Source organism: Microbacterium sp. P5_E9 (assembly GCF_054049175.1).
Genome location: NZ_JBFUMV010000017.1, coordinates 65,452 through 91,824, shown reverse-complemented (window position 1 = coordinate 91,824; position 26,373 = coordinate 65,452). Strand labels below are relative to the sequence as shown.

At 69.4% G+C, this 26,373-nt stretch carries 28 protein-coding genes, 1 tRNA gene and 1 rRNA gene; 23 read left to right on the top strand and 7 right to left on the bottom strand.

Annotated features, from left to right (window positions below; translation table 11 throughout):
* The first annotated feature begins 75 nt into the window (after positions 1-75).
* The 18 genes from rrf (at position 76) to ACXJ3V_RS16925 (ending at position 17,915) form a co-directional block, all read left to right on the top strand.
* Positions 76-192 (top strand): 5S ribosomal RNA (rrf, locus tag ACXJ3V_RS17010).
* A gap of 1,195 nt (positions 193-1,387) precedes the next feature.
* Positions 1,388-2,170, top strand: coding sequence for a hypothetical protein (locus tag ACXJ3V_RS17005; RefSeq protein WP_457101523.1), 783 nt, complete (start codon positions 1,388-1,390; stop codon positions 2,168-2,170).
* Entirely contained in the window at positions 2,170-3,207 is a 1,038-nt protein-coding gene (locus tag ACXJ3V_RS17000; RefSeq protein WP_457101522.1) for an HAD-IIA family hydrolase, read from the top strand. The genes ACXJ3V_RS17005 and ACXJ3V_RS17000 overlap by 1 nt, the downstream gene beginning before the upstream one ends.
* Before the next feature lie 53 nt (positions 3,208-3,260).
* Positions 3,261-3,422, top strand: a complete 162-nt coding sequence (locus ACXJ3V_RS16995) for a hypothetical protein (RefSeq protein ID WP_457101521.1) — start codon at positions 3,261-3,263, stop codon at positions 3,420-3,422.
* A complete protein-coding gene (locus ACXJ3V_RS16990) occupies positions 3,419-4,207 on the top strand; it encodes a TlyA family RNA methyltransferase (protein ID WP_457101520.1) in 789 nt (262 codons plus the stop codon). Before ACXJ3V_RS16995 ends, ACXJ3V_RS16990 begins: the two co-directional genes overlap by 4 nt.
* Before the next feature lie 153 nt (positions 4,208-4,360).
* On the top strand, positions 4,361-5,320 hold the full coding sequence (locus tag ACXJ3V_RS16985; RefSeq protein ID WP_457101519.1) for an NAD kinase: 960 nt from the start codon (positions 4,361-4,363) through the stop codon (positions 5,318-5,320).
* Complete coding sequence (recN, locus tag ACXJ3V_RS16980) at positions 5,317-7,014, top strand: DNA repair protein RecN (RefSeq protein WP_457101518.1); 1,698 nt, start codon at positions 5,317-5,319, stop codon at positions 7,012-7,014. Before ACXJ3V_RS16985 ends, recN begins: the two co-directional genes overlap by 4 nt.
* Positions 7,015-7,031: 17 nt before the next feature.
* Positions 7,032-8,735: a CTP synthase gene (locus ACXJ3V_RS16975; protein WP_457101517.1), complete on the top strand. Its 1,704-nt coding sequence runs from the start codon at positions 7,032-7,034 to the stop codon at positions 8,733-8,735.
* Positions 8,728-9,324: an NUDIX domain-containing protein gene (locus ACXJ3V_RS16970; RefSeq protein WP_457101516.1), complete on the top strand. Its 597-nt coding sequence runs from the start codon at positions 8,728-8,730 to the stop codon at positions 9,322-9,324. The genes ACXJ3V_RS16975 and ACXJ3V_RS16970 overlap by 8 nt, the downstream gene beginning before the upstream one ends.
* 6 nt (positions 9,325-9,330) lie before the next feature.
* Entirely contained in the window at positions 9,331-10,254 is a 924-nt protein-coding gene (gene xerD / locus ACXJ3V_RS16965; protein ID WP_457101515.1) for a site-specific tyrosine recombinase XerD, read from the top strand.
* Between the two features lie 56 nt (positions 10,255-10,310).
* Positions 10,311-11,195 carry a ParA family protein gene (locus ACXJ3V_RS16960; protein ID WP_457101514.1) on the top strand — a complete coding sequence of 295 codons (885 nt, stop codon included), beginning with the start codon at positions 10,311-10,313 and terminating at the stop codon, positions 11,193-11,195.
* Positions 11,179-12,042: a segregation and condensation protein A gene (locus ACXJ3V_RS16955; protein ID WP_457101513.1), complete on the top strand. Its 864-nt coding sequence runs from the start codon at positions 11,179-11,181 to the stop codon at positions 12,040-12,042. The genes ACXJ3V_RS16960 and ACXJ3V_RS16955 overlap by 17 nt, the downstream gene beginning before the upstream one ends.
* A complete protein-coding gene (scpB, locus tag ACXJ3V_RS16950) occupies positions 12,032-12,655 on the top strand; it encodes an SMC-Scp complex subunit ScpB (RefSeq protein WP_457101512.1) in 624 nt (207 codons plus the stop codon). The genes ACXJ3V_RS16955 and scpB overlap by 11 nt, the downstream gene beginning before the upstream one ends.
* Positions 12,652-13,500 (top strand): pseudouridine synthase, encoded by an 849-nt coding sequence (locus tag ACXJ3V_RS16945; protein ID WP_457101511.1) that lies wholly within the window; start codon positions 12,652-12,654, stop codon positions 13,498-13,500. The genes scpB and ACXJ3V_RS16945 overlap by 4 nt, the downstream gene beginning before the upstream one ends.
* Positions 13,497-14,606, top strand: a complete 1,110-nt coding sequence (locus ACXJ3V_RS16940; RefSeq protein WP_457101510.1) for a prephenate dehydrogenase — start codon at positions 13,497-13,499, stop codon at positions 14,604-14,606. The genes ACXJ3V_RS16945 and ACXJ3V_RS16940 overlap by 4 nt, the downstream gene beginning before the upstream one ends.
* Positions 14,599-15,393 carry a (d)CMP kinase gene (gene cmk / locus ACXJ3V_RS16935; protein ID WP_457101509.1) on the top strand — a complete coding sequence of 265 codons (795 nt, stop codon included), beginning with the start codon at positions 14,599-14,601 and terminating at the stop codon, positions 15,391-15,393. The genes ACXJ3V_RS16940 and cmk overlap by 8 nt, the downstream gene beginning before the upstream one ends.
* Positions 15,390-16,913, top strand: coding sequence for a ribosome biogenesis GTPase Der (gene der, locus ACXJ3V_RS16930; protein ID WP_457101508.1), 1,524 nt, complete (start codon positions 15,390-15,392; stop codon positions 16,911-16,913). Before cmk ends, der begins: the two co-directional genes overlap by 4 nt.
* Before the next feature lie 99 nt (positions 16,914-17,012).
* A complete protein-coding gene (locus ACXJ3V_RS16925) occupies positions 17,013-17,915 on the top strand; it encodes an NUDIX domain-containing protein (protein ID WP_457101507.1) in 903 nt (300 codons plus the stop codon).
* Positions 17,916-18,032: 117 nt separating this feature from the next.
* Here the strand turns inward: ACXJ3V_RS16925 and ACXJ3V_RS16920 are convergent, their stop codons facing one another.
* The 3 genes from ACXJ3V_RS16920 to ACXJ3V_RS16910 form a co-directional block, all read right to left on the bottom strand.
* Positions 18,033-18,410: an RNA-binding S4 domain-containing protein gene (locus tag ACXJ3V_RS16920; RefSeq protein WP_457101506.1), complete on the bottom strand. Its 378-nt coding sequence runs from the start codon at positions 18,408-18,410 to the stop codon at positions 18,033-18,035.
* Positions 18,407-19,120, bottom strand: coding sequence for a lysoplasmalogenase (locus ACXJ3V_RS16915; RefSeq protein ID WP_457101505.1), 714 nt, complete (start codon positions 19,118-19,120; stop codon positions 18,407-18,409). Before ACXJ3V_RS16915 ends, ACXJ3V_RS16920 begins: the two co-directional genes overlap by 4 nt.
* A gap of 92 nt (positions 19,121-19,212) precedes the next feature.
* A complete protein-coding gene (locus ACXJ3V_RS16910; protein ID WP_457101504.1) occupies positions 19,213-19,797 on the bottom strand; it encodes a GNAT family N-acetyltransferase in 585 nt (194 codons plus the stop codon).
* Positions 19,798-19,932: 135 nt separating this feature from the next.
* Between ACXJ3V_RS16910 and ACXJ3V_RS16905 the strand changes: the two genes are divergently transcribed.
* The 5 genes from ACXJ3V_RS16905 to ACXJ3V_RS16885 all read left to right on the top strand — a co-directional run bounded on the left by ACXJ3V_RS16905 (position 19,933) and on the right by ACXJ3V_RS16885 (position 22,950).
* A tRNA-Pro gene (locus ACXJ3V_RS16905) sits at positions 19,933-20,006 on the top strand.
* Positions 20,007-20,188: 182 nt separating this feature from the next.
* Entirely contained in the window at positions 20,189-20,428 is a 240-nt protein-coding gene (locus tag ACXJ3V_RS16900; RefSeq protein WP_457101503.1) for a helix-turn-helix transcriptional regulator, read from the top strand.
* A 4-nt stretch (positions 20,429-20,432) separates the two neighbouring features.
* Positions 20,433-21,614, top strand: a complete 1,182-nt coding sequence (locus tag ACXJ3V_RS16895; protein ID WP_457101502.1) for a tyrosine-type recombinase/integrase — start codon at positions 20,433-20,435, stop codon at positions 21,612-21,614.
* A gap of 99 nt (positions 21,615-21,713) precedes the next feature.
* A complete protein-coding gene (locus ACXJ3V_RS16890) occupies positions 21,714-21,989 on the top strand; it encodes a hypothetical protein (protein ID WP_457101501.1) in 276 nt (91 codons plus the stop codon).
* Entirely contained in the window at positions 21,982-22,950 is a 969-nt protein-coding gene (locus tag ACXJ3V_RS16885; RefSeq protein WP_457101500.1) for a hypothetical protein, read from the top strand. Before ACXJ3V_RS16890 ends, ACXJ3V_RS16885 begins: the two co-directional genes overlap by 8 nt.
* Before the next feature lie 56 nt (positions 22,951-23,006).
* On the opposite strand, the gene ACXJ3V_RS16880 is transcribed toward ACXJ3V_RS16885, so the two are convergent.
* Genes ACXJ3V_RS16880 through ACXJ3V_RS16865 form a run of 4 tightly spaced genes read right to left on the bottom strand, consistent with a single transcriptional unit; the run spans position 23,007 to position 26,316 of the window.
* On the bottom strand, positions 23,007-23,573 hold the full coding sequence (locus tag ACXJ3V_RS16880; protein WP_457101499.1) for a hypothetical protein: 567 nt from the start codon (positions 23,571-23,573) through the stop codon (positions 23,007-23,009).
* A gap of 8 nt (positions 23,574-23,581) precedes the next feature.
* A complete protein-coding gene (locus tag ACXJ3V_RS16875) occupies positions 23,582-24,010 on the bottom strand; it encodes a single-stranded DNA-binding protein (RefSeq protein ID WP_457101498.1) in 429 nt (142 codons plus the stop codon).
* Positions 24,011-24,019: 9 nt separating this feature from the next.
* Complete coding sequence (locus tag ACXJ3V_RS16870) at positions 24,020-25,834, bottom strand: type IV secretory system conjugative DNA transfer family protein (protein WP_457101497.1); 1,815 nt, start codon at positions 25,832-25,834, stop codon at positions 24,020-24,022.
* A complete protein-coding gene (locus ACXJ3V_RS16865; protein ID WP_457101496.1) occupies positions 25,831-26,316 on the bottom strand; it encodes a hypothetical protein in 486 nt (161 codons plus the stop codon). Before ACXJ3V_RS16865 ends, ACXJ3V_RS16870 begins: the two co-directional genes overlap by 4 nt.
* Positions 26,317-26,373 lie beyond the last annotated feature (57 nt).

The following is a 26,373-nucleotide window of genomic DNA, read 5'->3' as shown; positions in this document are numbered from 1 at the left end:
CGCATGAGCTGCAACAGCAGCCGTCACACACGATGTGACAACTCATGCTTTGAACGATTGAAACATCAATAGTGTTTCGGCGGCCATAGCGAGAGGGAAACGCCCGGTCCCATACCGAACCCGGAAGCTAAGCCTCTCAGCGCCGATGGTACTGCAGGGGGGACCCTGTGGGAGAGTAGGACACCGCCGGACTTCTTTCGAGAAATGGCCACCCAACGCTGGGTGGCCATTTCACGTTAACGCGCACGAACTGCGGGAGGATCGAGACATGACGGACGACGATCGTAAGAAGGACCGTCCCACGACTCGGTCGACGGGTGGCGGCTCTGCCGGCTCGCAGCCGCGTGGGGACAAGAAGCAGTACCCGCCGCGTGATGGGGAGCGTAAGTCGTACCCTCCGCGTGATGGGGAGCGTAAGTCGTACCCTCCGCGTGATGGGGAGCGTAAGTCGTACCCTCCGCGTGATGGGGAGCGTAAGTCGTACCCTCCGCGTGATGGGGAGCGTAAGTCGTACCCTCCGCGTGATGGGGAGCGGAAGTCCTACCCGCCGCGCGACGGAGCACGTCCGCCGTACCAGCAGCGTTCCGGTGAATCGAAGCCGTACCAGAAGCGCGAGGGCGACCGCCCTTATCCTCCTCGTGATGGGGAGCGGAAGTCGTAYCCTCCTCGTGATGGGGAGCGGAAGTCGTACCCGCCTCGTGACGGAGCACGTCCGCCGTACCAGCAGCGTTCGGGTGAATCGAAGCCGTACCAGAAGCGCGAGGGCGACCGCCCCTATCCTCCTCGCGATGGGGAGCGGAAGTCGTACCCTCCTCGCGATGGGGAGCGGAAGTCGTACCCGCCCCGCGATGGGGAGCGGAAGTCGTACCCGCCCCGCGATGGGGAGCGGAAGTCGTACCCGCCCCGCGATGGGGAGCGGAAGTCGTACCCTCCTCGCGAGGGGGAGCGGAAGTCGTACCCGCCCCGCGATGGGGAGCGGAAGTCGTACCCTCCTCGCGAGGGGGAGCGGAAGTCGTACCCGCCCCGCGACGGAGCACGACCGCCGTACCAGCAGCGCGATGGGGAGCGGAAGTCCTACCCTCCCCGCGATGGCGAGCGTAAGTCGTACCCGACCCGCGACGGAAGCAGGCCTTACGAGCAGCGTGACGGCGATCGCAGGCCGCCGTACGGCGCCTCCGACCAGCACCGCGGCGGACGTCCGACCCGCGGGGGCGTCGATCGTCCCGTCGAGCTGAACCGCCCGGAAGAGAACCGTCCCGTTCGCGCCCACCACGACGATCCGTTCATTCCGGACGAGATCACGCCGAACGACCTCCCCCAGAGCGCGCGAAATGAGCTGAAGACGCTCAGCAAAGAGAACGCCGAGTGGGTCGCGCGTCACCTCGCAATGGCCGCGCAGCTCATCGAAATCGATCCCGAGCTGGCACACCAGCACGCCGTGTCCGCCTCCCGCCGCGCCGGCCGCATTGCGATCGTTCGCGAGTCCCTCGCGATCACCGCGTACGCGACGGGCGACTTCGCGCTGGCGCTGCGGGAACTCCGCACTTACCGTCGGATCTCCGGCAACGACGATCAGATCGCGCTCATGGTCGACAGCGAGCGCGGTGTGGGTCGTCCTGACGCAGCCCTGGAACTCGGTCGCGGCGTCGATCGCGCAAAGCTCGCTCCGGGCGTCCGGGTGGAGCTCGCCATCGCGATGTCGGGTGCGCGGCTCGATCTCGGCGAGACCGAACGGGCGCTGCTCGAGCTCGACATCCCCGAGCTCGATCCGGACCGGGCCTTCGAATGGAGCCCTGCCCTGTTCGCAGCGCGGGCGACCGTGCTCGAGGAACTCGGCCGAGCCGACGAGGCGAACGAATGGAACCGCCGCGCCGCGGTGGCTGCTGAGGTTCTCCACGACGCCTCCGGCGACGGCGACCTCGAGGTCATCGAGATCGAGGAGGTCGAGGAGATCGAGACCTTCGACGACGTCGAAGAAGTCGACGACTCAGACGCCACCGAAGACGATGAGCTCGACGAGGCCGACGATGTCGTCCTCGTGGAGGGGATCGTTGTCGCCGATGGCACGCAATCGATCACCACGTCGGAGATCAGTGTCGAAGACGAGGTGCAGGAGCTCCTCGTCGAGGCCGGAGTCGACGAGCCCGACGACAAGGAGAGCAAAGCCTGATGGCGTTGTTCTCGCGCCGGCCGACGGAATCCACCCCGCTCGACGGCGTGGATGTCGTGCTCGCCGATCTCGACGGCGTCGTCTATGCCGGGGCCGGCGCGCTGCCGCACGCGGTCGCCAGCCTCAATCGCGCCCGCGAGGGGCGTCGACTCGGCTACATCACCAACAACGCATCGCGCACCGACGTCTCGGTGGCGGCGCATCTGACCGAACTCGGGCTGCAGACGCGTCCCGACGAGGTCGTCACCAGCCCGCAGGCGGCGATGCGACTGCTCGCCGAGCGGGTTCCGGCCGGCACAACGGTACTTGTCGTCGGCGGCGATGGCCTCGTCACCGAGGTGGAGAAGGCGGGATTCATCGTCACGCGGAGTGCCGACGATGCGCCCGGCGCCGTCGTGCAGGGCTTCGCGCCTGAAGTCGGTTGGACGGAGCTGGCCGAAGCGGCCTACGCACTGAAGGTGCCCGAGGAGGAGGGCGGGATCCCCTGGATCGCGACCAACACCGACTGGACCATCCCGCAGTCCCGCGGCATCGCGCCGGGAAACGGCACGCTCGTGTCCGCCGTGCACACCGCCGTCGGCCGCCTCGCGACGGTGGCCGGAAAGCCCGAATCGCCGATCTTCGTCGAAGCGGTCGCACGGTTCGGGGCGCGGCATCCGCTCTTCCTCGGCGACCGCCTCGACACCGACATTCTCGGCGCGAATCGTGCCGGAGTGCCGTCGGTGCTCGTGCTCTCCGGAATCGACCGGCCCAAGCACGTGCTCGCCGCGCCTGCGGATTCGCAGCCGACCTTCATCCTCGGTGACCTTCGCGAGCTGCATGAGCCGTATCCCGAGGCGATCGTGCGCGACGGCGTCGTGTCGGTCCGCGGCGCGAGCGTGCGCATCGACGGCCCGGATGTGCGGATCCTGTCCGAGGGCGACCGTCCGGTGGATCTGCTGCGCGCCGGGGCGAAGGCGATCTGGGACACCGGCCGCGCGATCTATGGCTTCCGGGTGCCTGAGCGCCTCTACGCAGACCCGTTCCACCGGCCCTGAGCCACGCGGCGCGGAACACTCCGAGCCCTCCCGGCACCGCCTATTCTGAAGCCATGGACCACTCCGAGGCCCGCCCGACACCCGACGCAGACCTCCTCTCCGCCCTCGAGGTGATCGAGGCGCAGCCGCTGCCGACGCGTGCGGCGGCGTATGAGGCGCTGCACGACTCGCTCGCACGCACCCTCGACTCCGGCCCCACGGCATCCCAGCCATGACCGCGCGCCTCGACGCGGCACTCGCGGCACGAGGGCTCGCGCGGTCCCGCACCCATGCCGCCACGCTGATCGCCGATGGGCTGGTGAGCGTGAACGGCCGCCCCGTGGTCAAGGCTTCCACTCCGGTTGCGGATGACGCCGCGCTAGAAGTGGCGGGCGCGGATCACTACGTCAGTCGCGCGGCGCACAAGCTCATCGCCGGCCTCGACGCCTTCTCGGTCGACGTCGCCGAGCGCGTGGCGCTCGACATGGGCGCGTCGACCGGGGGATTCACCCAGGTGCTGCGCGAGCGCGGCGCGTCGCCGGTGATCGCCGTGGATGTCGGGCATGGCCAGCTCGCGGCATCCGTCTCCGAAGACTCCGGCGTGATCTCGGTCGAGGGTTTCAACGTGCGCTTTATGACCCCCGAGAGTCTTCGCGAGGCGAGCGGAGTGGCCGACGCGCCCTCGGTGATCACCGGAGATCTCTCGTTCATCTCGCTCGCCCTCGTGCTGCCGGCCGCCCACGCCGTGGCGGCGCCCGGCGCCGACTTCGTGCTGCTGGTGAAGCCGCAGTTCGAGGTGGGCCGCACAGCCGTCAAGGGCGGGCTGGTGACGGATGCCGCGCTCCGCGCCGACGCCGTCGCAGGCGTGCTGTGGTCGGCGTGGGACGAGGGGCTCGGGGTACGCGGCGTCATCCGTTCGCCCGTGGCGGGGACGCACGGCAACGTCGAGTTCGTCGTCCATCTCGCGGAAGGCGGCGCCAACCCGACGGAGTGGCTCGCCGAGGTCGATCGGCTCGCGTAGCCAACCCACGACCGCGACCTGTGCAGGGCGTCTCACCGGTCCTCCGCCGTCGCCGGCCCGGGCGCCTTGTGCACACGCGGCCCCGCGGTTCGCCCTGAAGCCCTGGAGACAGACAGAATGGTGAAGCACCGTGAACCGACCGGCGGGAGAGTGATGAGTGACGCAGAGCGCAGCATCCTGATCGTCGCGCATACCAATCGCGAAGAGACCGTGCGTGCCGCGCACCGGGTGATCGCCGCACTGCGGGCATCCGGGGCCCGCCCTGTCCTGGCGCCGGAGGACTGCGCCGAGCTGTCGGACATCGACGATGTCGCCGTGCTCGGGGTCGACGTGCCGATTGAAGACGTCGAACTTGCGATCGTGCTCGGCGGAGACGGCACGATCCTGCGCGCCGCCGAGCTCGTGCGCGACGGAACCGCACCCGTGCTGGGCATCAACATGGGCCATGTCGGATTCCTCGCCGAGAGCGAGCGGGACGACATGGACGACGCGGTCCGCCGGGTGATCGCGCGGGACTACCGCGTGGAGGAGCGTCTCGCGCTCGATGTGCGGGTGAAGGATGCCGCCGATTCCGTCGTCTTCGAGACCTGGGCGCTGAACGAGGCGACCGTCGAGAAGGCCAGCCGGGAGCGCATGCTGGAGGTCGTCATCGAGATCGATGGCCGGCCGCTGTCCACGTTCGGCTGCGACGGTGTCGTCGTGTCGACGCCGACCGGGTCGACCGCGTACAACTTCTCCGCGGGCGGTCCGGTGATCTGGCCCACGGTCGAGGCGATCTCCGTCGTCCCACTGTCGGCGCACGCGCTGTTCGCCAAGCCGCTCGTGGTCGGACCTGAGCATGCTGTCGCCATCGAGCTGCTGCAGCGCACCGACGGCGCCGGCATCCTGTGGTGCGACGGACGGCGCTCACACGACCTGCCGCCCGGCGCCCGCGTCGTCGTCCGCCGCTCGACACACCCCGTCCGCCTCGCCCGGCTGCATCCCGCGGCGTTCACCGATCGCCTGGTGCGCAAGTTCCAGCTGCCGGTCGACGGATGGCGGGGCCCTGCCGCCCTCACCGCGCCGATCCCGAAGCCATCGGTGGCGCCTGTTCCCGCACCGGGCACGTCGTGATCGAGGAGATGCGCCTTCGCGATCTCGGTGTCATCGCGGAGGCGACCCTGCCGATGGGGCCGGGCTTCACCGCGATCACGGGCGAGACCGGCGCAGGCAAGACCATGGTCGTCACCGGACTCGGGCTGCTGCTCGGTCAGCGCGCCGACTTCAGCGCCGTGCGGGCCGGCGCGGCGCAGGCATCGGTCGACGGCGTCTGGATCGTGCCGGAGGTCGGGGCCGTCAGCGCGCGGGTGCGTGAGGCCGGGGGAGACGTCGAGCCGCTCGGCGACGGGCGTGCCGAACTGCTCGTCGGTCGCACGATCTCGAGCGAAGGCCGCAGCCGCGCCACGGTGGGCGGTCGCTCCGCCCCGGCCGGCGTCCTGGCCGATCTCGCCGATGAGCTCGTCGTCGTCCACGGACAGTCCGATCAGCTCCGGCTGCGCTCGGCCGCCGCACAGCGCGGCGCGCTCGATCGGTTCGGCGGCGCGGCGGTGCAGGGCGCGCTCGAGGCGTACCGCACGGGCTACGAGCGCTGGCGCACGATCGACACCGAGCTCAGCGCCCTGATCGCCGATCGCGATGTGCGCGCGGAGGAAGCGGCCCAGCTGCGGACCGCGCTCGGTGAGATCGAGCAGGCCGCGCCGGTGCGCGGGGAGGATGCCGAGCTCAACGTCCGCGCCGAACGGCTCGCGAATGCCGAGGAGCTGCGCATCGCCGCCGCGACCGCCCACGAGGCGCTCTCCGGCGAAGGGGACGGACCCGACGCCGGCACGCTCATCGCCGGGGCGCGACGCGCCCTCGAGCGCGGCTCCGAACGCGACCCCGCGCTCGCCGAACTGTCCGACCAGACCGCCGACCTCGCCTACCGCATCGCGGATCTGGCGGGCTCGCTCGCGGTCTACCTGGCCGACCTCGACGAGTCCGGTCCACATGAACTCGCTGCCGTCGAGGATCGACGGGCCGTGCTCGGCACGCTCATCCGCGCGCACGGCAGCCTCGACGCGGCCATCGACCTGCTCGAGTCCGGCTCGGCGCGGCTGTCCGAACTCGACGACGACGGCGAGCGGATCGAGCGGCTCACCGCGGAACGTGGGGATGCGGCATCCGCCCTCGACGAGGCCGCCGCCGTGCTCACCGCTGCCCGCACCGCCGCGGCGGCCGAACTCGGCGAGGCGGTGACCGCGGAGATCCGCGCGCTGGCCATGCCCGACGCGCGGCTGACCGTCGCGGTCACGCCGGGCAACGCCACCACGTCCGGCCGCGACGACATCTCCCTGCTGCTGGCTCCGCACCCCGGCGCCGATCCGCGGCCGGTGGCGCGCAGCGCGTCGGGCGGTGAGCTCAGCCGGGTGATGCTGGCGATCGAGGTCGTCCTGGCCGGCGCAGATCCGGTGCCGACCTTCGTCTTCGACGAGGTGGATGCCGGGATCGGCGGCGCCGCGGCGATCGAAGTCGGCCGCCGTCTCGCACGGCTGGCCGAGGCATCCCAGGTGATCGCCGTCACCCACCTCGCCCAGGTGGCGGCCTTCGCGACCAACCATCTCTCCGTCGTCAAAGCCAGCGACGGAGCGGTCACGGCGTCGGACGTGCGCCGGCTCGAAGGTGCCGAGCGCGAGGCCGAGATGGCCCGACTGCTCTCCGGAATGCCCGATTCGGATGCCGCTTTGAGCCACGCCCGGGAGTTGCTCAGCCTTCGCACCGGTGGGCACTGATAGGGTAAAAGCCCGTGATGCAGAGTCCAAACACAGCCGCCGCGGAATCCACTTCGAACGACACCACCAAGCACATCTTTGTGACCGGAGGTGTCGTTTCTTCGTTGGGCAAAGGCCTGACCGCAGCCAGCCTGGGCAACCTGCTCACCGCACGGGGACTGCGGGTCGTCATGCAGAAGCTCGACCCGTACCTCAACGTCGATCCGGGCACGATGAACCCGTTCCAGCACGGCGAGGTGTTCGTCACCGACGACGGTGCCGAGACCGACCTCGACATCGGGCACTACGAGCGCTTCCTCGACATCGACCTCAGCCAGGCCGCCAACGTCACCACTGGCCAGATCTATTCGCAGGTCATCGCCCGCGAGCGCCGCGGCGAGTACCTCGGCGACACCGTGCAGGTCATCCCGCACATCACCGACGAGATCAAGCGCCGCATGCGCCTGCAGGCCACCGAGGACCCGCGGCCCGACGTCATCATCACCGAGATCGGCGGCACCGTCGGCGACATCGAGTCGCAGCCGTTCATCGAGGCCGCGCGGCAGATCCGCCACGAGCTCGGCCGGGCCAACATCTTCTTCGTGCACGTCTCGCTCGTGCCGTTCATGGGCGCGTCCGGCGAGCAGAAGACCAAGCCGACGCAGCACTCGGTCGCTACGCTCCGGTCGATCGGCATCCAGCCCGACGCACTCGTGCTGCGCAGCGACCGGCCGGTCATCGAGGCGAACAAGCGCAAGATCGCGCTGATGTGCGACGTGGACGAACTCGCCGTGGTGAACGCGGTCGACGTGCCGAGCATCTACGACATCCCGACGATGCTCAACGAGCAGGGGCTCGACGACTACATCGTCCGCACGCTCGGGCTCGCCGCCAAGGCCACCGAGGTGGACTGGTCGCGCTGGAACAAGGTGCTGCAGGCGGTGCACAACCCCAAGCACGAGGTGACGATCGGCCTGGTCGGCAAGTACATCGATCTGCCGGATGCCTACCTCAGCGTCACCGAGGCGCTCAAAGCCGGCGGGTTCGCGCACGAGACGCAGGTCAAGATCACCTGGATCCCGTCGGATCTGTGCGAGACGCCCGAAGGCGCGGCCAAGGCGCTGGGAGCCCTCGACGGGATCGTCGTGCCCGGTGGATTCGGCATCCGCGGCATCGAAGGCAAGCTGGGCGCGCTGAAGTTCGCGCGCGAGCAGGGCATCCCGACCCTCGGGCTGTGCCTGGGCCTGCAGTGCATGGTGGTCGAGTACGCGCGCAACGTGGCCGGGCTCGAGGGCGCGTCGTCGAGCGAGTTCGACCCTGACACCGAGTTCCCCGTGATCGCGACCATGGCCGAGCAGGTCGACATCCTCGACCACGGCGACCTGGGCGGCACCATGCGGCTCGGCATCTACCAAGCCGACCTCGCACCCGGTTCGCTGGTGGCCGAGGTCTACGGCGCGGCCCAGGCGTCCGAGCGCCACCGCCACCGGTACGAGGTGAACAACCAGTACCGCCCGCAGCTGGCCGAGGCCGGGCTCGTGTTCTCCGGACTCTCGCCCGACCGCAACCTCGTGGAGTACGTCGAGCTGCCGCGCGACGTGCACCCGTACTACGTGGCCACGCAGGCGCACCCGGAGCTGCGGTCGCGGCCCACGCAGCCGCATCCGCTGTTCCGCGGACTCGTCGAGGCGGCCGTCGAGCGCCACAGCTCCAGCGAGCTGTTCGACGTCGAGAATGACTGACCCGCAGGTGGTCCCCGAGTCCTTCGAGGGGCTGCAGGATGAGCCGGCCCCCGTCGAGGTGGTCGCGAACGACCTCGTCTACGGCGGGATGGTCTGGGATGTGCGCCGTGAGCGCTTCCGCTACGGCGACGCCGAGATCGTGCGGGAGTTCGTCGCGCATCCGGGGGCTTCGGCGATCGTCGCTCTGGACGATCAGGAGCGGGTGCTGCTGATCCAGCAGTACCGGCATCCGATCCGCCTCCGCGACTGGGAGATCCCCGCGGGGCTGCTCGACATCGCGGGGGAGTCGCCGCTGGAGACGGCGCGGCGCGAGCTCGCCGAAGAGGCGGACCTCGTGGCGGCCGAGTGGGAGCCGCTCGTGAGCATCTTCACGACCCCGGGCGGCAACGACGAGGTCGTGCACCTCTTCCTCGCCCGTGGCCTGACGGCCGCCAGCGAGGCGCACGCCCGCGAAGCCGAAGAGGCCGACATCCGCATCGAGTGGGTGCCCCTCACGGACGTCATCACCGGCGTGCTCGAGGGCCGGCTGCGCAACGGCATCCTGTCGGTCGGGGTGCTCGCCGCGGCGGAGAAGCTGCGCCGGAGCTGACCGGGCATGCGGCTGGAGCGCGCCGTCGACGCGTACCTGCGTCACATCTCGATCGAGCGTGGACTGTCCGAACACACGGTCGCGGCCTACCGGCATGACCTCGCGGGGTATCTGGCGTGGCTCGGCGAGCGCGCGATCACGGATTCGGCCGAGGTGACGCCGGCGCTCGTCGCCGAGTTCGCCGCAGAGCGGGCGTCCGCGCACCCGCCGCCCGCGGCATCCAGTCTCGCTCGACTGCAGTCCTCGGTGCGGGGCCTGCACCGCTTCCTCGCCCGCGAGGGCATCGTCACCGACGACCCGACGTCGAAGCTGAAGCCGCCGAAGCTCGCCCGGCGGCTGCCGAAGGCGCTCACCATCGATCAAGTCGAGCGGCTGCTGGATGCCTCCGGACCGGCGCCATCGACCGCCGACGCCGGCGACCTGCTCGGGCTGCGCGACCGGGCGCTGCTGGAGCTGCTGTACGCAACCGGAGCCCGCGTGTCGGAGGCGGTGCAGCTCGACGTCGACGACATCGTGCACGGCGACGTGCTGCGGGTGCGGGGCAAGGGATCGAAGGAGCGCATCGTGCCGATCGGCTCGTACGCCCGCGCCGCGCTCGACGCCTACGCCACCCGTGCGCGCCCCGAACTCTCTCGGCGGGGGCGCGCGACCCCGCGGCTGTTCCTCGGCGCCCGGGGTGCCCCGCTGTCCCGGCAGAGCGCGTGGCTGATCATCCAGCGGGCGGCCGAGCGGGCGCAGCTGACCGCGCACGTGTCGCCGCACACCATGCGCCACTCGTTCGCCACGCACCTGCTGCAGGGCGGCGCCGACGTGCGCGTCGTGCAGGAGCTGCTCGGTCACGCCTCGATCGCGACGACCCAGATCTACACCCACGTGTCGATCGACGCGCTGCGCGATGTCTATGCCACCTCTCACCCGCGGGCGCGGTGAGCACAGAGGGAGCGGACCGGTCGATAGAATCGACCAAGCAACAGTCAGGAGTGTCGGTGACGGTCAGCAAGCGGGGCTCGGCGAAGGCCACGACAGAGGCCCCCCCTCTCGGTCCCACCGGGCGTCCCTATCAGGGCTTCCCCACACCTCCTCCCCTCGACTCCCATGGCCCCGCGAAGATCATCTCGCTGTGCAACCAGAAGGGCGGGGTCGGCAAGACCACGAGCACGATCAACCTCGCCGCCGCGCTCGCCAACTACGGACGCAAGGTGCTCGCGGTCGACTTCGACCCGCAGGGCGCGCTGTCGGCCGGGCTCGGCATCCAGACCCACGACGTGCCCACGATCTACGACCTGCTGATCGACGGCAAGCGCGACCCGCACGACGCCATCGTGCCGACCGCCCTCGAGGGCCTCGACCTGATGCCCGCGAACATCGACCTGTCGGCCGCCGAGGTGCAGCTGGTCAACGAGGTCGCTCGCGAGACGATCCTGTCCCGGGTGCTCCGCAAGGTCGCGCCCGAGTACGACGTCATCCTCATCGACTGCCAGCCGTCGCTGGGGCTGCTCACCGTCAACGCCCTCACCGCCAGCCACGGCGTGATCATCCCGCTCGAGTGCGAGTTCTTCGCGCTGCGCGGGGTGGCGCTGCTCATCGAGACCATCGACAAGGTCCGCGACCGGCTCAACCCCTCGATCGCCCTCGACGGGCTGCTCGCGACGATGTACGACCCGCGGACCCTGCACTCGCGCGAAGTGCTCGAACGCGTCGTCGAGGCGTTCGGCGATGATGTGCTCGAGACCGTCATCGGACGCACCGTCAAGTTCCCGGATGCCTCGGTCTCGGGGATGGCGATCACCGAGTTCGCGCCCGAGCACGCGGCGGCCCAGGCCTACCTGCGCCTCGCGCGGGAGCTGGTCGCCCGTGGCGCCGTCGCCTGACGAAGACGTTTCGACAGGCTCAACGACCGAGCCCGTCCTTGAGCCACTGCCGGTCCCTGAGCCTGTCGAAGGGTTCCGCGTCTCGCTCAGCGTGTTCGACGGGCCGTTCGATCTGCTGCTGACCCTCATTTCGAAGCACGAGCTCGACATCACCGAGGTTTCGCTGTCGAAGGTGACCGACGAGTTCATCGCCTACCTGCGGGACCTCGATCCCGATGAGGAGCTCGATCAGGCCTCGGAGTTCCTCGTCGTCGCCGTCACCCTGCTCGATATGAAGGTCGCTGGGCTGCTCCCGCAGGGCGAACTCGTCGACGCCGAATCGGTCGCGCTGCTCGAGGCGCGCGATCTGCTGTTTGCGCGGCTGCTGCAGTACCGCGCGTTCAAAGAGGTCTCGGCGTGGTTCGCGCAGCGCGTGCAGGCCGAGGACCGTCGGCATGTCCGCGCCGTGCGCCTGGAGGAGAAGTACCGCAAGGCGGTGCCCGAGCTCGTGTGGACCCTGACCGTCGACGACTTCGCCGCGCTCGCCGTGCTCGCGATGACGCCGAAGGAGATCCCGCACGTCGGCCTCGACCATCTGCACGCGCCGCTCGTGAGCATCCGCGAGCAGGCCGCGATCGTGGTGACGCTCCTCCGGAATGCCGGGAGCCTCAACTTCCGGGAGCTCGTGGCTGGGGTCGCTCAGCCGGGCGTCGTCGTCGCGCGCTTCCTGTCCGTGCTGGAGCTGTACCGCCACGCTGCGCTCTCGTTCGAGCAGCTGGAACCGCTGGGTGAGCTGACCCTGCGCTGGACCGCCGAGCGGTGGTCCGATGAGAATCTTGCGACCCTGGGGGCCGACTATGACCGATGATCCGACCGGCCCTTCGACCCCTGAGCCTGTCGAAGGGTCAGGGACCATGGACGTCGCGCGCCGCCTCGAGGCGATCCTGCTCGTGCTCGACGAGCCGCAGAGCATCGTGAGCCTGGCCGCGGCCGTGGCTTCGCCGGTGCCCGCGGTGCGGCAGGCGATCGAAGCGCTGGTCGAGGACTACGACGGCCTCGCCGGCGGTCCGCGACGCGGCTTCGAGCTGCGCGAGGTCGGCGGCGGCTGGCGTCTCTACGTGCGCCCGGAGCACGACGACCTCGTGTCGGAGTTCGTCAACTCGCAGGCGCCGTCCCGACTTTCCCAGGCGGCCCTGGAGACCCTCGCCGTCATCGCCTACAAGCAGCCGGTGACCCGCGGCCAGGTCGCGTCGATCCGCGCCGTCAACGTCGACTCGGTCGTGCGGACGCTGCTCGCGCGGGGCCTGATCACCGAGGAGTTCACGGATGCCGAGACCGGCGCCATCCACTACGGCACGACGGACGCGCTCCTGGTGAATCTCGGGATCAATTCCCTCGACGAGCTGCCGCACATCTCGCCGCTGCTCGCCGATGCCGACGATGTGAGCGGCGTAGACGGCTTCGGGGAGGGCGGACGATGAGCGACGCGACAGGCACAGGAACCGGATCGGATGCCGCCCCCGAGGGCGTGCGCCTGCAGAAGGTGCTCGCGAACGCGGGCGTCGCCTCGCGGCGGGTCGCCGAAGACCTGATCGCGGCAGGCCGGGTGCGGGTCAACGGCACCGTCGTCACCGAACTCGGTTCGCGCATCGATCCGGAGACCGACCTCGTCGACGTCGACGGCACCGCCATTCAGCTCGACCAGTCCAAGCGCTACGTCATGCTGAACAAGCCGGTCGGGGTGGTCAGCTCGATGAACGATGACCGCGGACGGCCGGATCTGCGCCGCTTCACGAAGGATTGGCCGGAGCGCCTGTACAACGTCGGGCGACTGGATGCCGACACCAGCGGTCTGCTCGTGCTCACCAACGACGGCGAGCTCGCCCACGTGCTCGCCCATCCCTCGTTCGGAGTCACCAAGGTCTACATCGCGAAGGTCGAAGGACGCGTCACCCCGCAGACGATCGCGCGGCTCACGAAGGGCATCGACCTCGAGGACGGACCGATCGCGGCGGACAAGGCGCGCCTGCTGTCGAGCTCGGCGGATGGCGGCGGCTCCCTCGTCGAACTCACCCTGCACTCCGGACGAAACCGCATCGTGCGACGGATGCTCGCCGCCGTCGGCCACCCGGTCGTGGAGCTCGTCCGGCGCCAATTCGGGCCGCTGCACCTGGGAACCCTCCCAGCCGGTCGGGCCCGCGAGTTGACTAAGGTGGAACGAGGCGCGCTGCTGACGCTTTCGCGCCGCGACGATCGCGGCGAGCGGGACACGGCTGCGCCAGGCACGGCTGACGGGTTGTCGCCGGAGGAGCAGGAGACACCGTGAGCGATTCGACAGGCGTGCTCTCGCCGCGGGTGCGAGGCACTGTCCGCATCGTCGGCGCGGGCCTGCTCGGATCCAGCATCGGGCACGCCCTCACCGCGACCGGCGTCGACGTCGCCCTCGACGACACCTCCCCGGCGCAGCTGCGCCTGGCCATCGACTACGGCGCCGGCCGCGCCGCGCGCACCGACGATGACCCCGCCCTCATCGTGGTCGCCGTGCCCCCGGACGTCGTTGCCGACGTCATCGAGCGCGAACTCATCCGCTTCCCGGGCGCGGTCGTGACGGATGTCGCGAGCGTCAAGCTCGAGCCGCTGCGCACCCTGCGCGAGCGCGGCGTCGACCTCACCCATTACATCGGGTCGCACCCCCTCGCCGGCCGCGAGCGCGGCGGGGCGATCTCGGCGCGCGCCGACATCTTCGTCGGGCGCCCCTGGGTGGTGTGCCGCGACCGGGACACCTCCGCGGCCGACCTCGCCCTCGTCGAGGGCCTCGCGCTCGATCTCGGCGCGACGCCGATCGAGATGGACCCGGCCGAGCACGATCGCGCCGTGGCACTCGTGTCGCACGTCCCGCAGCTGGTCGCCAGCCTGCTCGCCGGCCGCTTCGTCGACGCACCGGATGGATCGCTTCGGCTCGCCGGCCAGGGCGTGCGCGACACGACACGGATCGCGGCATCCGCCCCGGAACTGTGGGTGCAGATCCTCGGCGCGAACTCCGCGCCGGTGGTGGACGTGCTCGACTCGCTCGCGGCGGACCTCTCCGCCGTCGCCGCGGCGCTCCGCGACCCCGATGTGCCCGGCGCGCGTCGTGCCGTCGCCGACACGATCCGTCGCGGCAACGACGGCGTCGAGCGCCTCCCCGGCAAGCACGGCCAGAACCGCCGCTACGAGAGCGTCGTGGTGATGGTGGATGACACCCCCGGCCAGCTCGGCCGCCTCTTCGGCGAGCTCGGAGAGCTCGGGGTCAACGTCGAAGACCTGCGCCTCGAGCACTCGCCGGGCGCCCAGTTCGGCCTCGCCGAGATCTCGGTCGTGCCGAGCGCCGTGCGCGGGGCCGTCGACGGGCTCGAGGCGCGCGGCTGGAAGATCGCGAGCAGCAATGACTGACCCTTCGACAAGCTCAGGGACCGCGGTGGGCGGCTCAGGGACCGGCCCTTCGACAAGCTCGGAGACCATCGTCGTCGCGATCGACGGCCCCGCCGGCAGCGGCAAGTCCAGCGTGTCCAAGCAGGCAGCCCGTGCCCTCGGCTTCGGCTTCCTCGACACCGGCGCCGCCTACCGCGCGCTCGCCTGGCACGCGCTCGCGCAGGGCGAGGACACCTCCGACCCCGCGGCCGTGCTCCGCGTGGCCCAAGACTTCCCGTACGCGATCTCGCTCGACCCCGATCAGTTCTGGGTGCGTGTGGGCGTCGCCGACGTCACGCTCGCGATCCGCGAGCCGCGGGTGACGGATGCCGTGAGCGGCGTCGCCCGCGTGCCCGAGATCCGCGAGTCGGTCAATGCGCTGTTCCGGCGGCTCATCGGCGAGTCCGCGCTGCCCGGTGTCGTCGTGGAGGGCCGGGACATCACGACCGTCGTCGCCCCCGACGCACCGGTGCGGATCCTCCTCACCGCGTCGCCCGAAGTGCGCGCCGCGCGGCGCAGCGCCGAAGTGACGACGCAGGATGCGGCATCCGTCGCCGACGCGCTGCACCGCCGCGACGCCTCAGATTCGAAGGTCGTCGACTTCCTCACCGCTGCGCCTGGCGTGGTCGTGGTGGATTCGACCGATCTCGACTTCAACCAGACAGTGGCCGCCGTCCTCGACGTCGTGCAGGCCACGACCCTCCGACCAGCTCAGGCCCTTCGACAAGCTCAGGGACCGGGCGACGCGCGAAAGAGAGCAACATCATGAACGCTGACGAAGAGTACGAAGGCGGCCCGGACGACCTCGTCGAGAAGCTCGCCGATCTCGATGAGGAGCTCGCCGAGCAGCGGGCGACCGCGCTGCGCGCGTCGCTCTCCGACTACGAGCTCGAAGACGAAGACGCTGCGCTGCTCGCGGGCGTCGAGCTCGGCGAGGACGGCATCCAGTTCCTTCCCGCCCTGCCGGTCGTCGCCATCGTGGGACGCCCGAACGTCGGCAAGTCCGCGCTCGTGAACCGGATCCTCGGCCGCCGCGAGGCCGTCGTCGAAGACACCCCCGGCGTCACGCGTGACCGCGTCACGTACAAGGCCGAGTGGATGGACCGCCGCTTCACCGTGGTCGACACCGGTGGCTGGGAGCCCGACGCCCGCGGCATCGACGCGTCCGTCGCGGCGCAGGCCGAGATCGCGATCGAACTGTGCGATGTCGTGCTGTTCGTAGTGGATGCCATGGTCGGGGCGACCTCGACCGACGAGCAGGTCGTCAAGATGCTGCGCAAGACCGGCCGGCCCGTGTTCCTCGTGGCGAACAAGATCGACGACGCCCGGCACGAGCCCGAAGCCGCAGCCCTCTGGAGCCTCGGCCTCGGCGAGCCGTACCCGGTCTCGGCCATCCATGGCCGCGGCGTCGCCGACCTCCTCGACGAGGTCATGAAGGTGCTTCCGGACATCTCCGCCGTCGCCAAGCAGGAGATCGGCGGCCCGCGCCGGGTCGCGATCCTCGGACGCCCGAACGTGGGCAAGTCCTCGCTGCTGAACAAGGCAGCGGGGGAGGAGCGGGTGGTCGTCAACGAGCTTGCCGGCACTACGCGCGACCCCGTGGATGAGGTCGTCGAGCTCGGCGGCCGCATGTGGCGCTTCGTCGACACCGCCGGCATCCGTCGTCGCGTGCACCTGTCTCAGGGCGCCGACTTCTACGCGTCGCTGCGCACGTCGGCCGCGCTCGAGAAGGCCGAAGTCGCCGTCGTCGTGCTCGACGTGTCGGAGTCGCTGTCCGAGCAGGATGTGCGCATCATCGACCTCGTGCTCGAATCGGGGCGCGCCCTCGTGCTCGCGTTCAACAAGTGGGATCGCCTGACCGACGTCGACCTCGAGAACGCCGACCGCCGCCGTTACCTCGAGCGCGAGATCGAGCAGGACCTCGCCCACGTCGCGTGGGCGCCCCGCGTCAACATCTCGGCCCGCACCGGTCGTCACCTCGACAAGCTCGTACCGGCGCTCGAGACGGCGCTCGACTCGTGGGATCAGCGCATCCCCACCGGCAAGTTCAACGCATTCCTCGCCGAGCTCGTCGCCGAGCACCCGCACCCGGTGCGGGGTGGCAAGCAGCCGCGCATCCTGTTCGGCACCCAGGCCACGACGCGTCCGCCGACATTCGTGCTGTTCACGACCGGATTCCTCGACCCGGGCTACCGCCGGTTCATCCAGCGCCGTCTGCGCGAGGTGTGGGGCTTCGCGGGCACCCCGATCGTCGTCAACATGCGGGTGCGGGAGAAGCGCCAGCGCTGAGCCGAACTGCTCTCCATGCCTCTCTTCTCTCGAGACGCCCCGTGTCAGATCCGGTGCCGATCGAGGGTCGGAGGCCTGCCCGTGTGACAGGCTGAACGGGTGACGATCGAGCCTCCCGCCCCCGGAGAGCCACCGCGTCCGTTCGGACCCCGCGATCCGGGTGACGCGTGGGTCGTCGCGCCGACGGGGGAGCGGTACTGGGGTCGCTTCGGCGCCGCGGGCCTGCTCGCACTCGACGCCGAGCACGGAGTGCTCCTGCAGCACCGCGTGTCATGGAGCCACTTCGGCGACACCTGGGCGCTGCCCGGCGGCGCACGCCATGAAGGCGAGTCGGCGACTGACGGCGCGATGCGCGAGGCGGCCGAAGAGGCGGGAGTTCCGGATGCCTCGATCCGCCCGCGCCTGCTGAGCGTGCTGGAGCTCGGCTACTGGAGTTACGCGACGCTCATCGCCGATGTGGTCGTGCCCTTCGAGCCGACGATCAGCGATCCGGAGAGCCGCGAACTGGCGTGGGTGCCGGTGGACGAGGTCGACCGCAAGCCGCTGCATCCGGGGTTCGCATCGTCGTGGCAGGTGCTGCGTCGCTCGCTCGAGATCCGGCCCGCCGTCGTCGTGGATGTGGCGAACGTGATGGGCTCGGTGCCCGACGGCTGGTGGCACGACCGCGCCGGCGCGGCCGCGCGGCTCATCCGCCGGATCGGCACGCTCGCAGTGGCCGGGGTGCCCGCGGGCATCATTGAACTTTCGGAGCACATGTGGTTTCCGGAGTGGGTCGCGGTCATCGAAGGCCAGGCGCGCACCGCGGGCGCGGGCATCTCACAGGTCGAGGTGGTCAGGGCCGCGGCATCCGGAGACGACGAAATCGTCGCACAGACGGAGCGCCTCGTCGCTGCCGGACGCACCGTCACGGTGGTCACGAGCGACCGCGAGCTCTCGCGGCGGGTGACGGATGCCGGAGCCGCAGTCCACGGCACCCGCTGGCTGCTCGACCAGCTCGGCTGACGCGGCTCTTCTCCTCCTTCGCGAAACCACCGATCCCGCGCGAGACCACCTGATTCGGCGCGTGGATCTGTGAGGTTTCGCGCAGAGTGGGTGGTTTCGGCGGTTGACGGGGGAGTGCTACTCGCGGCCGCGGAGCTTCTCGATGTCGCGGCGATCGCGCTTGGTCGGGCGTCCGGCGCCCCGATCGCGGACCGGCACCATCGCGGTGAGCTCTTTCGCGAGCGGCGGAGGAGTGCGGTCCTCGACCGACTCGGCGACGAGCGCGGCACCCACCCGCTTGGAGATGGGCTTGCGCACGATCAGGATGCGGTCGAATCCGGCGATGCGCACGCGCAGCTCGTCACCGGGACGCACCGGCTGCGCGGCTTTCGCACGGTCGCCGTTGACCCGCACATGGCCCGCGCGGCACGCCGTCGTCGCCGCCGAGCGGGTCTTGTAGATGCGGACGGCCCAGAGCCAGGCATCCACCCGTGCGGAGCTCGCCGGTTCGGTCATGCGGCGACCGGGACGGCACTGCGTCGGCGGACCGCGATGACGACCCCGGCCGCGATCAGGCCCTGCCCGAGGCAGTAGGTGAGCATGATGACGGGGCTTGCCACGGCATCGGGGATGCCGGGGTAGAACAGACGGAACGCCAGGATCGTGTCGGACGCGAGGAAGAACGCCCCGCCGATCGCGATGAGCGGAGCACAGCGGGTCGCGCTCGCGGCCGTGCCGCCGAGCACGAGCCCGTAGATGGCCACCGCGATCGCGAGTCCGCCGAGGTGCGGCCAGAGGACGAGCAGCACCGCGACCCACCACACCGCGTATACGGCCGCCCAAGGCGGGAGGCGCCGGATCGCGAGGTGCCGCCAGAACAGCCAGATGTAGCAGAGGTGCGCGAGCCCGAACCAGAGCAGCATCATCGGGATCTCGGGGGCGAACGGGAAGAACGTCCCCGCGCCATCGCCGAGCCAGGACAGGCCGATCGCGAGCATCAGAAGCGTGAGCGGTGCGGCCCACCGCCAACCCCGGGAGGCCCAGAACACGGCGAGCGCGAGCGCCGGCATGAGCACGAGCTTGGTCACCGTGGCGATGGCCGACCAACCGGCGACGATCACGATGATGTGGAGCACCGACAGGGCGCCGTACAGCGCGAAACCCCACCACCAGCCCGCCCGAAGCGTGGCGGTCGAGGGGCGCGCGGGTGCGGCGCTGGCGCTCACGGCGCTCCTTCATGGTGCGATCGGCGTTGGTCGATCAATCGTACGCGGGCGCAGGCAACGGCCCGATCGCCGGCGCTGCGCTGACGGCGAGGTCAATCCAGCGCGAGCGAGACCACGACGACATCGGGTCGCGGGCGCGCGACTTCGCGGAATCCGGCATCCGCGAAGGTCGACCAGACGCCGTGGTAGAGATCGTTCGCCGGCTTCTTGTTCCCCACGTCCGGATCGATCGGGTAGCCCTCGATCAGCCGCGCGCCGTGCGTTCGCGCGTGCTCCACCGCGGCATCGAGCAATCGCGCGTTGAGTCCCTGGCGGCGGTGCTCCCGCCGCACCACGAAGCACGTGACGGCCCAGACGGAGTCGTCGTCCCACGGCTCTTCCGAGCTGCTCGTGTAGTTCTTCGTCCGTGCGAGTCTGGCCTGGGCCGTGCGCGGCCCGACCCGAACCCACCCGGCCGCTTCACCGTCGACATAGACGATGAGACCGGGCGGCGGACCCGCCGTCACCTCGTCGCGCAGCAGCCGCTCGCGCTCGTCGGCGGATGTCTCTTGAAACTGCGCGTTGGTGAGCGTCCACCACTGGCACTGGCAGCTGCGCCCGTCGCCGCCGCCAGTCAGCGCGTGTTCGACATCGTCGAAGCGGCCGAGCGTGGCGGGCTCGATCGTGATCGTCGGCATGCCGCGACGCTACGCCCGGCTTCCGACACCGACAAGGCCCCCGGAACGGATGCCGCGACCCGGCCGGGCGCGAGTTCGCGACCGCCCCGCGGCTCGGCTAAGATGGGGGAGTTGTCCGCGCGCAAGCGCTGATCTCGGGATGTGGCGCAGCTTGGTAGCGCACCTGACTGGGGGTCAGGGGGTCGCAGGTTCAAATCCTGTCATCCCGACGGAAAGTCCCGGGAACCTAAGGGTTCCCGGGACTTCCTTAGTTGGTGAAACTTGACCACGTCATCGCAATGCCATCACTTTGACCGCTCCAGTGCCGAGATGAGACGAAGGGCCTTGGCTGGCTCGACTTCTCTCCGGTTGCATCCGAACGGTGGGGCGACACATTGCGCACCTACTGGGCATGGACGCAGTGGACAGCCTGACGCTCGAGTTGTGGGGCTTGGAGAGGCTCCTCAACATAAACGAGCTTGCCGCCTATCTTCGCGTTCCCGTCTCGACGATCTACGAGTGGCGCATGAAGGGGCAGGCGCCTCCCGCCCATCACTACGGCAAGCACCTAACGTTCGCAGCCTCGGATGTGCGAGCTTGGGTCGACGCGCACAGGGAGTCGGGCATTCACTCGCCCGGCGACGCTCGGTGACACGATGAGCCGCGCACGTCTCGCGATCGGCACTTTCGGCGAGATCGGATTCCTCCCAGCCGAGAATGGCCGCGTCATGGCGAGAGCGCGCTTCCGGGACTGGGATGGGATGACCCGGCTCGTGCAGGTCACGGCAGGTACAAGGGCTCACGCTGAGCGGGCCTTGAAGGTGAAGCTCTCGATGAGAGATCTCTTCCAGCCAGTGTCGTCGTCGCTCTCACCCGACAGCCCGTTCTCCGCTCTCGTCGACTACTGGCTCGAGGACCTCGATCTAGAAGGAAGAATCGCGCCAAGCACCCGGCAACTCTACGAGCGCGACATGCGGACACTCGTTATGCCCGCGCTGGGAAACCTGACTCTGCGCGAGATCGGCGTCGCGCGCTGCGATCGTCTGCTCAAGCAGCTCAATAGACGCAGCTACAGTCGGGCGAAGCATGCCCGTGTGGTGCTCGGCCGCGCGCTCGCTCTCGCGGTACGACACGAAATTCTCCCGCGAAACCCGATTGATCACGTCGACAACTTGCGTCGGCAGTCCGCCACCCCCGATGCGCTCACCTCGGCCGAGGTTACGTCGATTCGCACGGCGATTGTTGTGTGGGAGCAAGGCCGTGCAGTGTCGGGGCCGAAGCCGGACGGTCAGCTGGGCGCGATTGTGGAGGTCATGCTCGGCACGTCGGCGCGGATCGGTGAGGTGCTTGCGATTCGGCGTCGCGACGTCGACATCACGGGTCCTTTACCATCCATCCGCATCGCGGGAACGGTCGTCAGCAGCAAGGGCGAACCCACGCAACGCCAGGACCATCCGAAGACCGCGAAATCGAGGCGCACGGTAGCAATACCGACCTTTACAGCCGAGGCGGTCCGTCGCCGACTGGCGCGACTCGCCGACCCATCTCTCGATGCTCTGCTGTTCTGCAGCCGCGAAGGCACCCCTCTTTCCACCAATAACGTGCGCCGGCAACTGCGTCGTGTGATGGACATCGCCGGCATCACCGGGGTGACGCCGCACACCTTTCGGCGAACGGTGGCGACCGCGATCAACGAGCAAGCGGGAGTCGAACTTGCCGCTGAGCTGTTGGGGCACACCGATCCGAAGATCACCATTCAGCACTACATCCGGCGCAACGAGATGGTGAACCCGGCGACCGCCGAGATGTTGGAGCGCGCATTCGCAAAGGACACATGACCGCCCCTCATGAGCGCACTCCGCAACATGCGGCGCCGGCCAGATGCCAACAGGACGCGCGGTGAGCGGCGGTGGGAACTGTTCACGCACCTTGATGGCATGACCGATCGAGAACACGCCGACGCCGTCCTCGAGCACGTGGCGGTGCTCGCGTTCCTCTACTACCCCGGCATCCAGGTCGATGACCGGGCGTATCGCCTCGCCGATGACATCGAATGGTGTATCGCGCGACTCGGCGACGTGTCTGACACCGAACGGGAACGGATGCGGGTGCTCATCGCGCGCGCGATCATCGACCCGACAGCGACGCGCGAAGAACTGTTCACGGCGCTCGCTGAACTCAACGGTGTGCCCGCGGTGGGACACCATGCCTGAGGAGGCGCTCAACGAGGACGAGCGTTCGGCGCGACACGCAGCGCAGCGGCAAGCCTGGAACGATGCGCACCCGACGTACTACGCCGAGTATCGGGAGCGGAACCGTGAGTACATCCGGAAGACGGGCCGCGAGCGTGAGCGTCGGCGCACGCAACGCGAGCGAGCTGAGAAGGAGCGGCGGCAGAAGGGCATCGAGCGGGCCAAAGAGTGGGCACGGCAGCATCCCGAGGAGCGACAGCAGGCGCGCGAGCGATACAAGCAGAAGCATCCGGAGGCGTACAAGCAAGCTCAGCGTGATTACTACTACCGGAATCGTGACGTGATCGCCGAGCGCCGGCGGGCGCGAGAGGCTGCGGAGCCGGGAAAAGCCCGCGAGGCTGGTCGTCGCGCGGTCGCCCGCGCTCGCGCCGCCGGCCGTGTGTCCGAGTGGACACCCAGTCCGTCTCAACAGGAGTCCTATCGGCAGCGAGAGAATGAAGCGCGGCGCCTGCACCGTCGTCGCGCTCGTGCCGGACTGCCCGACCGCCGACTTCACCGGGTGTTGGCTGCGGAGCGGCGCCAGAACGACGCCGCCGCGGACGCGTTCTTCGCTCGGAAGCGCAGCGGCGAGGAGTTGGCCCGGATCAGACAGCAGGATGTGCCGACTCCACCTGAGTTGATGCTCGCCTGGCAGCACCGCTGGGAGACCAGTCGCGTGGTCCGCGAGATCCTGACCATCGCAGATGCGTACTTCACCGACCACGAAGTCGAACTGCGGGCGCGCGTCGCCGAGGTCTCCCGAGCGCGCTTCCGGGCCGGCTTGCTACCTCTCGATGTCTACACCGAACCTCGCCGCCGCGCACTCCAGATAGCAAGCACCGGCTACGTTCGTCGCGGTGCCGCCTCGCCCACGTCATCCCTCGCCACCTTCCGATGGCTCACGTCGGATGTCGCGAAGCCGGACCACGACATCGTGCTCTGAGGTCGGCGACCGGCAGAACGAGTTCTCCCGCCGGTCTAGTCGCGCCCTCGTCGGCCCTAGCTCGCGTCGGCGGCTGCCGCCATGAACGCGTCCTCGACGGCGCGACGGCGTGCGACGTCTTCGACGACGAATCTGCGGAAGTCGGCTGCACGGTCCTCGATCGTCGTCTCCTCGACGGCAGGCGCGGGGGCCTCTCCGGGCCAGGCGGTTTGACGGGTGGCTCGGTCGCGGTCGAGACGTGAGCCGCAGGCCGCGACCCAGTCATGCAGTCGTTCCCGTGCCTCGTCGAAGTCGCGGTGCCAGCCGAGGGGGGCGGAGCCATGCTGCTCCTCGTCATAGGCGCACAGCCAGTGGAGGTGCAGGGCCGAGAGTTCCCAAACGAGCTCGGAGTGGCGATGCCACAGCGGCGGGATGATCGACGGTCCGAGCCCGTATGTGCGGCGCAGCCAGTTCACCCACCTGTCGAGTTCGACCCACTCGAACGCCGCCCGATCCGACGCGAGCACGTTCCAGTTGACCGGACGTGGCACTGTGGGCAAGCCCTCTGGATCTGCATCCGGGCTGTCGGGCGTCGGGGCCTCGAACTCGTAACCGGGGAACTGTAGGGGCTCGTCAAAGGCCATCGGATGCCTCAGAGGGAGACGGGCTGGACGGTGGGCTTCGCCGTCGATGGTGCCGACGCCGCCACGGGCGGGAGCGTGTTCCGGCGAGGTTGCAGGGTGTAGTTCGTCCGTGCGGAGTCGTGTCCGAGCCGCTTCGCGATGAATTCTTCGGTCTCGACCGTCTCGCCGTCGCGTTCCCGTGAGGATGTGTGAGTGTAGCCCTCGGCGATGAAGGCGTCACCCTTGTTGAACATCGCGTAGGCCCGCTCCGCGTTCCGTCGGAACATGACGAGATCGTGGTACGTGGTCTCCGTCTGGGTGAAGGTGCCGTCATCGTTGCGTTCGAAATGCTCCTGCCCGATCCGCACCCAGAATCGGGCCTCACCCTTCGCGTTGAACGCGAGCTGAGGCTGCGATGCGAGGAAGCCGGAAAGGGACTGCTGGGTGTTTATGGTCATTAGGTGCTCCTAGAGGGCCGCGGGTCGGTCATCACCTGGTAGGTGGGTCACTTCTCCCCGCCGCAGTTGCTCCTCGACTTGAGCACGGTCGTCACGAAGTTGAGCCCCGTCCGGGCGAGAGGCCCATTCCCGCATGCGGGTGACGATCGGCGGTGCGGCCCTCAGCATCAGGAGAGCGGTGCCGTACGGCAACGTCCGGATCACGTCGGGCGGCATGACCGGAACCCGGCGTGTTGATCGCTGATTTGAGCGCAGCCCGCGTTCACCGACGGTGATCGAGTCGGTGACCTCATCACGATCCCCGATCAGGGTAGAGATGTCCTGAAGGTCGCGTGAGCCTGAGGCGCCGCCGAGCACGATCTTGGCGATGCTCGCGTCCCAGATCGCCGTAGCCGCGTTGTCGCCCCACCGCTGCCGAGCCTGCGCGAGCGACTGAAGCACAGGCATCGTGGTGATCCCGGTCCCGCCGCCTTCCGCCATCAGGACCGGCAGGGACGGCAGGGGCGCCAGGTTGCCGATTTCATCGAGCGCCAGCAGTAGCGGTGGGTCGAGGCGGGCGCCGGGAGAGCGCGCTGCGACTCGCCTGGCTGTCTCGACAAGGTCTTCGACGAGCGCGGCGACCAGCGACGAGGATGCGCCGGCGCCGGCGCCGGTCGCGAGGAGGTACAGGGTGCCGTTGCGTCGGAGAAAGGTCTCTGGATCGAATTGCTCGTCCTCGCCCGGACTGACCGCATCGAGAACACGGGGGTCGGCCAACGCCGCCAGAGCGAGTGAGACACCCTGCCAGATCGAGTCGCGCGTGCGGGGGTCAGCATCGATCATCGCTTCGAGCGACTCTGCCCATCCGGTCGCTGCCGCTGGGTTGGAGGCCAGGATCGCGACGGCATCCTTAGCCGCGGCAGGGTCGAGCGTCCACCGGAAAAGTTCGCCCGGTGAACGACCCTCGAGCGCCGCCGCATGAAGGAGCGCCTGCAGCGCTGTGCGGGTCTTCCCTTCCCAGAAGCCGCCGTTCTCCACCCCGACGCTCGACAAGCCGGTGCCAGCCGCCAGCCCGGTAGCGCGGATCATCGCAGTGAGCGGGAGTTCGCACCCTCGCACCGGTGACCATCTCAAGCCTGCCGGCACCCCAGGGGCGAGCTGTTGCGGGTCGAACACGGCCACCGGTCCTCGCCTCATCCGCGAGCGAATTGTGGTGGTGAGGTTGTCCGGCCGAGTGGAGGTCGTGACCACCGCGCCGGGAGCGTCGAGGATCGCGTTGATGACGATGTGTGCGCCCTTGCCGGATCGGGGAGGGCCGATCACAAGGATCGAGTCCTCGACCGACGTCCATACCTTCGTTCCTCGAGCTACCCCGACGAGATAACCCACATCCTCCGGTCGCGGTTTCGCGACGGACGCTCGGAGATGCGCGGCCCGCGCCAGCAGCGCGTGATCCGAGGTGGCGCGGCGTACATCGGCCGACGTCGCGATCCCGGCGATCCGATTGGGATCGGATGCTGTGTGGCGAGTGTGATTCCGAAGCACTCGCCACACCCACCACCCCGCAACACCGACGAGCGCCACGAGCACCGTCACGACCAACCAGTACGCGACAGGGTTGAGCCCGGCGGAGCCGAGAGCGATCCCCGGGCTTGCGGGCGAGCCGAAGACACCGAGTCCGGCAGCCAGACCGCCAGTCGGCGGGTTCGCCCCCGTTATGAAGGCGGCGAAATCGCCCGCCACACGGAGTACTCCGGCAATCGCGATGACGGCGCCGAGGGCGAGCAAGGCGAGGTTGGTCAGGCCGTCGTGACCGGAGATGTCCACGCCGTGGCTGCCGGTCACGTGAAGTTTCCAATGACGCACGTGCCGGAGATCCGCCCGATGAGGACGACCTCGCCTTCGGCGCTCGCCTGGCAGATTCCAGGTTCGAGGAGCGCTCGGGCAGACCCGTCCGGCGACGCCTTGGTGTGTCGCACGATGATCGCGACGGCGACCTCCTCTCCGGGGAGGAAGCCTTCCTCGCCGAGAACGACGCGCGGCGGCGCAATCAAGGGGGCGGCATCGATGAGTGCGTCGGCGACCTTCGTGCTGCCCGCCGGCGCGGCCTGGCGAATTTGCGGCTCCACCTTCGGGTTGAACGTTCTCTGCAACGGCCGTGTGACGAGGTCGGTGAACACCGTGCCGTCCGTTTCGTACACGAGGACTCGCACGGGCGAGCCTCGCTCTTGCAGCACCGTGTCGATGACTGCCGCAAAGGACGACCGGGCCCAGGGCGGCCCGAATCGAGGCGGCTCGCACGGCACCCCATCCACGGTTACGGTCATCGCGCCGTCCGTAGCGATCCTCATGCAGATCAGGGGCAGGACCGGCGGCACGTGGAT

Bases quoted from the DNA above. Each gene is read 5' to 3' on its own strand.
- ACXJ3V_RS17005 (WP_457101523.1), top strand. From the start codon at position 1,388: ATGGCCGCGCAGCTCATCGAAATCGATCCCGAGCTGGCACACCAGCAC.
- ACXJ3V_RS17000 (WP_457101522.1), top strand. From the start codon at position 2,170: ATGGCGTTGTTCTCGCGCCGGCCGACGGAATCCACCCCGCTCGACGGC.
- ACXJ3V_RS16995 (WP_457101521.1), top strand. From the start codon at position 3,261: ATGGACCACTCCGAGGCCCGCCCGACACCCGACGCAGACCTCCTCTCC.
- ACXJ3V_RS16990 (WP_457101520.1), top strand. From the start codon at position 3,419: ATGACCGCGCGCCTCGACGCGGCACTCGCGGCACGAGGGCTCGCGCGG.
- ACXJ3V_RS16985 (WP_457101519.1), top strand. From the start codon at position 4,361: ATGAGTGACGCAGAGCGCAGCATCCTGATCGTCGCGCATACCAATCGC.
- ACXJ3V_RS16975 (WP_457101517.1), top strand. From the start codon at position 7,032: ATGCAGAGTCCAAACACAGCCGCCGCGGAATCCACTTCGAACGACACC.
- ACXJ3V_RS16970 (WP_457101516.1), top strand. From the start codon at position 8,728: ATGACTGACCCGCAGGTGGTCCCCGAGTCCTTCGAGGGGCTGCAGGAT.
- xerD (WP_457101515.1), top strand. From the start codon at position 9,331: ATGCGGCTGGAGCGCGCCGTCGACGCGTACCTGCGTCACATCTCGATC.
- scpB (WP_457101512.1), top strand. From the start codon at position 12,032: ATGACCGATGATCCGACCGGCCCTTCGACCCCTGAGCCTGTCGAAGGG.
- ACXJ3V_RS16945 (WP_457101511.1), top strand. From the start codon at position 12,652: ATGAGCGACGCGACAGGCACAGGAACCGGATCGGATGCCGCCCCCGAG.
- cmk (WP_457101509.1), top strand. From the start codon at position 14,599: ATGACTGACCCTTCGACAAGCTCAGGGACCGCGGTGGGCGGCTCAGGG.
- der (WP_457101508.1), top strand. From the start codon at position 15,390: ATGAACGCTGACGAAGAGTACGAAGGCGGCCCGGACGACCTCGTCGAG.
- ACXJ3V_RS16920 (WP_457101506.1), bottom strand. From the start codon at position 18,410: ATGACCGAACCGGCGAGCTCCGCACGGGTGGATGCCTGGCTCTGGGCC.
- ACXJ3V_RS16910 (WP_457101504.1), bottom strand. From the start codon at position 19,797: ATGCCGACGATCACGATCGAGCCCGCCACGCTCGGCCGCTTCGACGAT.
- ACXJ3V_RS16900 (WP_457101503.1), top strand. From the start codon at position 20,189: ATGGACGCAGTGGACAGCCTGACGCTCGAGTTGTGGGGCTTGGAGAGG.
- ACXJ3V_RS16895 (WP_457101502.1), top strand. From the start codon at position 20,433: ATGAGCCGCGCACGTCTCGCGATCGGCACTTTCGGCGAGATCGGATTC.
- ACXJ3V_RS16890 (WP_457101501.1), top strand. From the start codon at position 21,714: ATGACCGATCGAGAACACGCCGACGCCGTCCTCGAGCACGTGGCGGTG.
- ACXJ3V_RS16885 (WP_457101500.1), top strand. From the start codon at position 21,982: ATGCCTGAGGAGGCGCTCAACGAGGACGAGCGTTCGGCGCGACACGCA.
- ACXJ3V_RS16880 (WP_457101499.1), bottom strand. From the start codon at position 23,573: ATGGCCTTTGACGAGCCCCTACAGTTCCCCGGTTACGAGTTCGAGGCC.
- ACXJ3V_RS16875 (WP_457101498.1), bottom strand. From the start codon at position 24,010: ATGACCATAAACACCCAGCAGTCCCTTTCCGGCTTCCTCGCATCGCAG.
- ACXJ3V_RS16865 (WP_457101496.1), bottom strand. From the start codon at position 26,316: ATGACCGTAACCGTGGATGGGGTGCCGTGCGAGCCGCCTCGATTCGGG.